At 45.7% G+C, this 8,059-nt stretch carries 6 protein-coding genes; 3 read left to right on the top strand and 3 right to left on the bottom strand.

Annotation, left to right across the window (positions count from 1 at the left end; all coding sequences use genetic code 11):
• Positions 1–110 precede the first annotated feature (110 nt).
• Positions 111–1,094 (bottom strand): sulfate ABC transporter substrate-binding protein, encoded by a 984-nt coding sequence (locus tag ACO0KY_RS18090; RefSeq protein WP_423048422.1) that lies wholly within the window; start codon positions 1,092–1,094, stop codon positions 111–113.
• Positions 1,095–1,395: 301 nt separating this feature from the next.
• On the opposite strand from ACO0KY_RS18090, the gene ACO0KY_RS18085 reads away from it, so the two are divergent.
• Positions 1,396–2,964 carry a thioredoxin family protein gene (locus ACO0KY_RS18085; RefSeq protein WP_423048416.1) on the top strand — a complete coding sequence of 523 codons (1,569 nt, stop codon included), beginning with the start codon at positions 1,396–1,398 and terminating at the stop codon, positions 2,962–2,964.
• A gap of 102 nt (positions 2,965–3,066) precedes the next feature.
• Here the strand turns inward: ACO0KY_RS18085 and ACO0KY_RS18080 are convergent, their stop codons facing one another.
• Positions 3,067–5,289: a TonB-dependent receptor gene (locus ACO0KY_RS18080; RefSeq protein ID WP_423048414.1), complete on the bottom strand. Its 2,223-nt coding sequence runs from the start codon at positions 5,287–5,289 to the stop codon at positions 3,067–3,069.
• A 248-nt stretch (positions 5,290–5,537) separates the two neighbouring features.
• Complete coding sequence (locus ACO0KY_RS18075; RefSeq protein WP_423048412.1) at positions 5,538–5,924, bottom strand: hypothetical protein; 387 nt, start codon at positions 5,922–5,924, stop codon at positions 5,538–5,540.
• Between the two features lie 394 nt (positions 5,925–6,318).
• On the opposite strand from ACO0KY_RS18075, the gene ACO0KY_RS18070 reads away from it, so the two are divergent.
• Together ACO0KY_RS18070 and ACO0KY_RS18065 are read left to right on the top strand one after the other, a co-directional pair.
• On the top strand, positions 6,319–7,362 hold the full coding sequence (locus ACO0KY_RS18070) for a methionine ABC transporter ATP-binding protein (RefSeq protein ID WP_423048420.1): 1,044 nt from the start codon (positions 6,319–6,321) through the stop codon (positions 7,360–7,362).
• Positions 7,362–8,021, top strand: a complete 660-nt coding sequence (locus tag ACO0KY_RS18065) for a methionine ABC transporter permease (RefSeq protein ID WP_422994155.1) — start codon at positions 7,362–7,364, stop codon at positions 8,019–8,021. Before ACO0KY_RS18070 ends, ACO0KY_RS18065 begins: the two co-directional genes overlap by 1 nt.
• Positions 8,022–8,059: the final 38 nt, after the last annotated feature.

Genomic DNA, 8,059 nt, shown 5'->3' with positions numbered 1-8,059 from the left:
TATTTTTTCCGGAGCAGAGAGGAGCAAAAAGTTTTGCTCCTCGTGTAGGGGATTCGAAGGGGCGAGCTTGCAAGCGAGCCAGCGGCCTGCGCCCGTGTATCAGAGTAAAACTATTTTTTGCCCTGATAAATCTTGTCAAACTCCGCGCCATCATCAAAGTGCTTTTTCTGCGCTTGCTTCCAGCCTCCAAATACTTCATCAATCGTAAATAAACTCACAGGTTTAAAGTTAGCTGCATATTTTTTTGCAGCAGCATCAGAACGTGGACGGAAAAAATGTTTCGCAGCGATATCTTGTCCAACATCTGAATACAAGAATTGCAAATAAGCCGTTGCTACTTTGCGTGTGCCTATCTTATCGACAACCTTATCAACGACAGCAACAGGTGATTCAGCGAGGATAGAGAATTTTGGATAAACAATATCGTAATTATCGCCAAATTCTTGCCTGACTAATTGCACCTCATTTTCAAACGTCACTAAGACGTCACCGATTTGTCTTTGAGTGAAAGTGGTTGTAGCACCGCGGCCACCAGCATCTAACACGGGTACATTTTTGAATAAGCGTCCTACTAAATCTCTGGCCTGTGCTTCGGTGCCGCCATTTTTAATGACTGAACCCCATGCTGCCAGATAGGTGTAGCGACCGTTGCCCGAGGTTTTTGGATTCGGCACGATGACTTGTACGCCTGGCTTCGCCAGATCGTCCCAGTTAGCGATATGTTTAGAATTGCCTTTGCGGACTAAAAATACCATTGTTGAATAAAAAGGGGCGGCGTTGTTCGGAAACGCTTTATCCCAATTTGGCGAAATTAACCCCTTGTCAGCAATGGCATCAATATCATTGGCTTGATTCATTGTCACGACAGATGCATTCAGGCCATCAATGACGGAACGTGCTTGCTTGCTAGAGCCGCCGTGGGACTGATTGATAGTGATCGATTCGCCGGTTTTTTTCTTCCAGTCTGAGACAAAGGCTGGATTGACCTCTTTAAATAATTCACGGGTCACATCGTAAGAAGCGTTCAATAGCGGTTCTCCGGCGCGGGCAGCAGATTGGATGCCGACGTAAGTGATCGCTATCGTGGCAAGCATACCGATTAACACACGACGGTTATTTGCGACGTTTGCCGTTTTGGCTGTAACTTTGGAGTTTGTTTTCATAAGTGATGGCTATCCTTGGTTCGATAGTAAGTATCTTCTCTAATTCCTAGTGCAAAACAAAGAACATTATTGTTCTATGTATAGATGATTTGGGTATAAATATCGGGGCAGAGATTCAGATTTTGAGGATATATGGATAGATGAAAACATTCTATTTCGTTTGAACTGAAAATTTTCATGTGAGAAGATAACTTTGTTACACTGTTCGCTTCACTTTGATTACTGAAGTTTTATGAAAATTATTTCTCCTTTTTCAGTTAAATTATTGGCAGGTTTGGTTGCTGCCGTGCTGGCGACTTCAAGCAGCTTTGCGGCGGAATCCGTTGCCCCAGATCTGCATACGGTGCAACCCGGCGGTATAGAGTGGCGCAAGGATAATAATCTGGATGCGGCATTTGCGTTGGCAAAGTCCAGCAATAAACCTTTATTCCTGTATTGGGGTGCAGTGTGGTGCCCACCTTGCAATCAGGTGAAGGCAACGATTTTTAATCGTCAGGAATTCATCGAAAAATCTCGCCATTTCATTCCTGTATATCTGGATGGTGATAGCCCGAGCGCACAAAAATTTGGTGCGCAGTTCAAAGTGCGCGGTTATCCAACCATGATCTTATTAAAGCCAGATGGTACCGAGATTACACGTTTGCCAGGTGAAGTTGACTCTGAGCGTTATTTGCAAGTCTTGAGTCTGGCAATGAACACCTCCACGTCCGTCAATGATACCTACAAAGCTGCATTGGCTGGCGCAAAAACGCTGAAAGCCGAAGACTGGAGTTTGTTAGCAGATTATTCCTGGGATGATCCTGATCAAAAGTTAGTTGCTGCTAAAGAAGTACCGGCTACCCTTTTGCGTCTGGCAGAGATTTGCCCACCAGGAGCAGCGGCAACGCGTCTTTATCTGAAAGGTTTGTTTGCACTCGCTACCGCTGAGCCTGCGAAATCTGCGACGATAGATAAAGCAAAGGCGATCAGCAAACTTTCCAATGCGCTTGCTAGTCCTAAGGTGGCACGTGATAATCTGGATTTAGTTGCTGGTCCGGCGGCAGAGGTGACTGGCTATCTGACGACTGCAAAATCGCCAGAACGTGTAAAACTGGTCACAGTCTGGAATCAGGCATTGGTGAAGTCATCTGATGATGCGACCATTTCTAAGGCCGATAGATTGGGTGCCGTCATTGCACAAGTTGCACTGGCTAAATTGGATAATGCGGCATTAAGCCCATCCTTACAAAAAGACGTTAAAAAGCGTGTAGCCGCCATTGATCATGCAACGACAGATGCCTACGAGCGACAATCCGTTGTGCATTCTGCGGCGGAGGCTTTGGGGAGTGCCGATTTACTGGATGATTCAGATACCTTGTTGAAAGCCGAATTACAACGTTCGCATTCACCGTATTACTTTATGTCCACCCTTGGTAGTAATGCAAAAAAACGTGGTGATAAGGCAGCGGCGTTGAGTTGGTATTCGCAGGCTTACGATGCGTCAAAAGGCCCTGCAACACGTTTGCAGTGGGGTGCAAACTACGTCGGTAATCTGGTGGATCTGGCGCCAGGCGATGATGCACGGATCGAGCGTACCGTCACCGGTATTTTTACTGAATTGTCGAAAACAGAAAACGCTTTTTACGAACGTAATCGCGCGTCTCTGGATAAAATGGGTAAGAAATTGATCAGTTGGAATAAAGATGGTCAGCATCAAGCTGTGTTCCAGAAAATCCATGCACAGTTAGACGGCATTTGTGCCAAATTACCAGCGAACGACCCACAAAAAGCAAGCTGCCAGACCGTTTTGACGAAGTCTTGATTGTCGGTACTTCGACAGGGTCTGGATATGTTAAGGCGTAAAAATGCGACCAGTTGGTCGCATTTTTTTTGCTTGAGCTGTTAGTGTAGTGTTTTAAATTTTTTAGAAGCTAGTAGAAATGCCTGCATACAAAGTTCGGCGCGCGCCGTATTGTGGGGCACCTACGCCAACGCCAGATCCATCACGCAGTAAGTAGGATTTGTCGAAAATATTCACCAGGGACAGACGTCCTTCAATATCGCCAACTGCTGTTTTTTTCCAATGATGAACAAATGCTGCATTAAACGTAGTGTAAGAATTGAGCGACGCTGAGTTCGGTGCGCCACCATCAGGCGTTCTGCGCAAGCCACTACCATATAAAAAATCACCGCTGATTTGTGAATCTCCAAAGTGGTAATGGGCTCCACCGGAAACGGTGTAAGTCTGGTCGTGATCGACATAGACGTAATTATTCGCGATATACGCTAACTTATCCGGCGCAAATAGGGATTGACCCGAGACGATGTTTGTTCCCTGCGCTTTTTGGATAGAAGTGTTTAAGAACGCTCCCCAGTTCTTTTCGCTATACACCACGGATATTTCCAGGCCTTTTGCAAAACCTTTGGCGTAATTGAACGGTGACAAAATCAATGCCTGCCCAAACTGGCCTTCATCGAGCATATTGCTGATATTTTTGTAGTAGGCGTCGGCAGTCAGGCTGAGCTTGTCGTTCACTTTATGGCTGATCCCGACATCAAAATAATGCGTGCGCTCAGATTTGACGTTGTCCGACGTCGGAATCTGTGGTGCTGCTGTTGTATTTGAATATAAGTTGATACTTGCTTGCGAAGCCAATTCTTGCGGTGGTGGCGTGAAGTAACGTGAGTAACCTGCATGGAAAGCAGTGGCATCGTTCATTTTATATGCCAGATTCAGACGTGGGCTCCACTGTTGTTCTTCCACAAATGCCGACACACGATCAAAGCGCACGCCATAATTCAGTGTCAGTGGGTCAGAAATGTGCCATTCATCTTGTGCGTACAGGCTATAAAGTTGGCCAACTTTGCCGGAATTATCGACGATATATTGCGGTGTGTTGGATGACTGCGCACCATTAGCATCCACATTAAAAACACCGACGGTATTATTGCTTTCAGTTGATTGGCGCGTGTACGCAAAACCAGTTCTGAACGTGTGTTGCGGATTGATTTTGTAGCTCACATCACCTTGTAGACCTGCTGATGAATTTGAACGCAAAGTATCAGTAGATACACCGTTATAGACTAAATCACCGACCCGATCTGGTGTGAAATGAAGTTCAGAATATTGTTTGAATCCGGATAATTGAAAATTCAATGGACCCAGATTTTTTTGGTAAGACAAAACAACAAAGCGATTTAGTTCGCGCTGATTTTCATCAAGTTGTGATGATGGTAAGGTGCTGATTCCGCTAGTCATGTCACTAACGCCAGCCAACGAGAAAGCCGGTGCTTGTGAGGGATTGTTGGGGATCTGAAATTTGCCGTTGTACGTGCCGAACATCATCCCAAGACGGGTGTCGTCATCCAGAAAGTACGACAAATTGCCAAAGGATTTAGTCTGCTGGGTTTTGTCGTGAATGGCGCTTTTAGCGGAAGTTGGATTTTCTATGCCGAGCTCATTCGACAAATAGCTGCCAGATAAATAGTAATTGAAAGCACCAACTGTACCGAAAAATTCTGCGCTAGGATTGTAGTAATTATTTCCTCCGACCAGGATGCCTATGCGGCCGCCGGGTTTAGTTGAGCCTTCCTTGGTTTGAATGTCCACAATACCAGCCGTACGCAAACCAAACTGCGCTGGTAATGCGCCGGTAATGAAATCGGTAGAGTCAATCTGGCGAGTATCGATGGATTGACCAAAACCAGTAATGCTTTCAGGTAATTGCACACCGTTGATGCGGTATTGAACGTTTGCGTGATCATCACGCACATGCAGGCCGCCAGATGCCTTCGAATCCTGTGCGACACCAGGCAAGCGCAACAAGATTTCATTAAACGGTGTCGAATCACCCTGACTCATCATGTCTACCATATGTTTATCGATGGTATAGACCGTTGTTCCCACCTTTGGTGACAGTTCTATACGTGCGCTTTTCAGATGTGCAGAGGTGACTTCTACTGTAGATATCGCCTGATCCGTAATGGGATTTGCGCCTGCGCCTGCACTTGCTGTTGTGGCTGCGTCGGAATTGGCATCGTCATTTTCTGCTGCAATGCTATAGCTTGAGGTGGCGACAAATAAGCCAGCTAACAGCAAAGGAAGTGGGCGTAAGCGGAGAGAGGCGCGAAGAACTTGCGTAGTCATGGTGAACCTTTTATTAATGCGTATTTTAAAAAATGAAGTAGTAACAAGCGAAACGGCGTCACCGCTTAGGGCGCACGAGATCTTGTTTTTGGTGTGTTACTGGAGATGCTTATTTTAGTTATGAAGTGCAGGGCTTCTGTCTTCTATGCGCTCAGCATTTTCGATGCAGACGCGCAGACATAAGCGAGTTGATGAGGGGTACTAAGCGCAAAAAACGCTCAGCAATACACATCAACACATCCTGCAAATCAGGAATTAAGCAGCTTGGATCGAGCGAGGTCGGGTGGACCGCAACTAGGAGGAAGTAATGACGGTGCAGCGAAATCTGACAGATAAGCAACGCCAGTTTGCAGTGTATATGCAAACAATTGCAGTGTGAGCGGCGCTTGCGCGGTCGGTGTGACGTGGTCAAGTTTATCTGAGATCGCACTGCAAAGTGAGCAAGCCTGATCTTCGATGGAGTTCGCATGATGATGCGTGGCTGCCGTCGAAATCAGTAAAGCAAAAGTCAGGGCGGTAATTAAAGCAACGCCTGCCTTCCAGCCGCGCACAACGAAAGACTGCACCAAGGCCATGGGCAGGCTTTGTGTGGCATGTCTCTGTCGGTACTGCACAGATGGAAGTTTATTGCTCAACATTAAAATGGATATTTTTCAGGTTCAGGTTTGAAGCAAGTACTCAGCAAGTACTCCGCAAGTACTCATTTATTGCCTCGGGTTTTTTACTGCATAGCACCATATCATAACAAAGAAAATTGAACTTATCATCCTTGCATTGAAAGCGATATGTTGCTGACTCAGATGGCGAGTAGAAGAATTAGTTCCACGAAGATCTCGAATTTTATTAGAAGTTGCAAATAATTCGCGAGATGGAATTTCTTGGCTAAGCCGGATTTATCAAGTCTGAGCAATTTTTTAATTGACTGTCTTTATATATGAAATTTCATATATGCAAGTGAATTTATATGATTGGAAAGCATTTGAAGCTTTAGGTAAGATCGGCTTCTGTGATTTTTTGGCGTGGTTATCAGTGATACGGATTGAGCAAGTACAGAAGTTTTATCAAGTGGGTCGTGGTGGTGTCGGTGCGCAAGTGCAGGCCTTACGTGACATTAATTTGCAAATAGAACAAGGAAAAGTTTTCGGCATTATCGGGCGGTCAGGGGCGGGTAAAAGTACGTTACTTCGAACTCTGAATTTATTGGAGAGACCATCTTCAGGCAAGATCCTGATCGACGGTGCTGATATTACCCAATTCGATGCTGACCAATTGCACGGTTTGCGTCAGCGTATCGGCATGGTGTTTCAACATTTTAATTTGCTCAGTGCAAAAACCATTGCACAGAATATTGATTTCCCGCTCAAGTTAGCAGGTTCTTACAGCAAAGAACAACGTCGTCAGCGCGTGGATGAATTATTGGATTTGGTCGGTTTAGCCGATCAACGCGATAAATATCCGGCGCAACTCTCAGGTGGTCAAAAGCAACGCGTCGGCATCGCTCGTGCATTGGCGAATTATCCAACTTTGTTGTTGTGTGATGAAGCGACTTCGGCGCTTGATCCAGAAACAACGCAATCCATTTTGCGTTTGCTGTCAGACATTAATCAGAAGTTGGGTCTGACGATCGTTTTGATTACCCACGAAATGCAGGTCATTCGTACGATCTGTGATCAGGTTGCGGTGATTGATGCGGGTGAAATTGTCGAAACAGGTGATGTCGCTGACGTTTTTCTGCATCCAAAGCACGCCGTGACGCAAAGTATGGTGGCGGAAAATCTCGCACTCGATCTCGATGTATTACAAATTCGCAATGAACGAGAAAACGGATTATTGATCCGGTTGACTTATGTCGGTGCTGCTGCCCATGAGCCTATTTTGAGTCGCATCGCAGCGCAAACCCAAGTGCAGATGGTGATTTTGCAGGGAACTATTTCTCGCATCAAAAATACACCATACGGACAATTGCTAGTCGAGCTGATTGGTTCGACGGATGAGATCAATACGGTATTGGTTTCTTTGCGTGCGGCGGATGTGCGAGCGGATGTGTTGGGTTTGAGTGGGAGTAAGTACTAATGGATTTTTCGAATATTGATTGGGAAGACATTGCCCAGGCAACGCTGGATACGCTGACGATGACGGGGTGTTCGTTGTTTTTTACGGTCTTGCTAGGTTTGCCTTTGGGCGTCTTGTTGTTCGTTACCGGCAAAAAACAGTTGCTGGAACAACGCGGCATTTATGCCTTGTTATCGGTCTTGGTAAATGTATTACGTTCGGTGCCATTTATTATTTTATTGATCGTTTTAATTCCGTTTACTTTGTTTTTGGTCGGCACGTCTTTGGGGGTTGCTGGAACAATTCCACCTTTGGTGATTGGTACCACGCCATTTTTTGCGCGTTTAGTCGAAAACGTGTTGCGTGATGTGGATCGCGGCATTATCGAGGCGTGCCAGGCGATGGGCGCAAAGACTCATCAAATCATCATTCACGCACTCTTGCCGGAAGCTTTGCCAGGTTTAATTGCTGCAGCAACGGTGACGACGATTGCCTTGGTTTCGTATGCGGCAATGTCTGGTGTGATTGGTGGTGGTGGTCTTGGTGATCTGGCTTTACGTTTTGGCTATCAACGATTCCAGACCGATGTGATGATCGTGACGGTCGCGATTTTGATTTTGTTAGTACAGGTATTGCAGTTCTCTGGCGACAAGTTGGTCGCAAGATTTACCCGTAAGTAGTTTGTTTTTCTTTTTTACTCTTTTACTCTTAATAAAAA

This window comes from Undibacterium sp. Dicai25W (genome assembly GCF_049340505.1).
Taxonomy (GTDB): domain Bacteria; phylum Pseudomonadota; class Gammaproteobacteria; order Burkholderiales; family Burkholderiaceae_D; genus Undibacterium; species Undibacterium jejuense.
The sequence above is the reverse complement of the archived record's forward strand: the minus strand, read 5'-3'. Positions and strand labels throughout refer to the sequence as shown.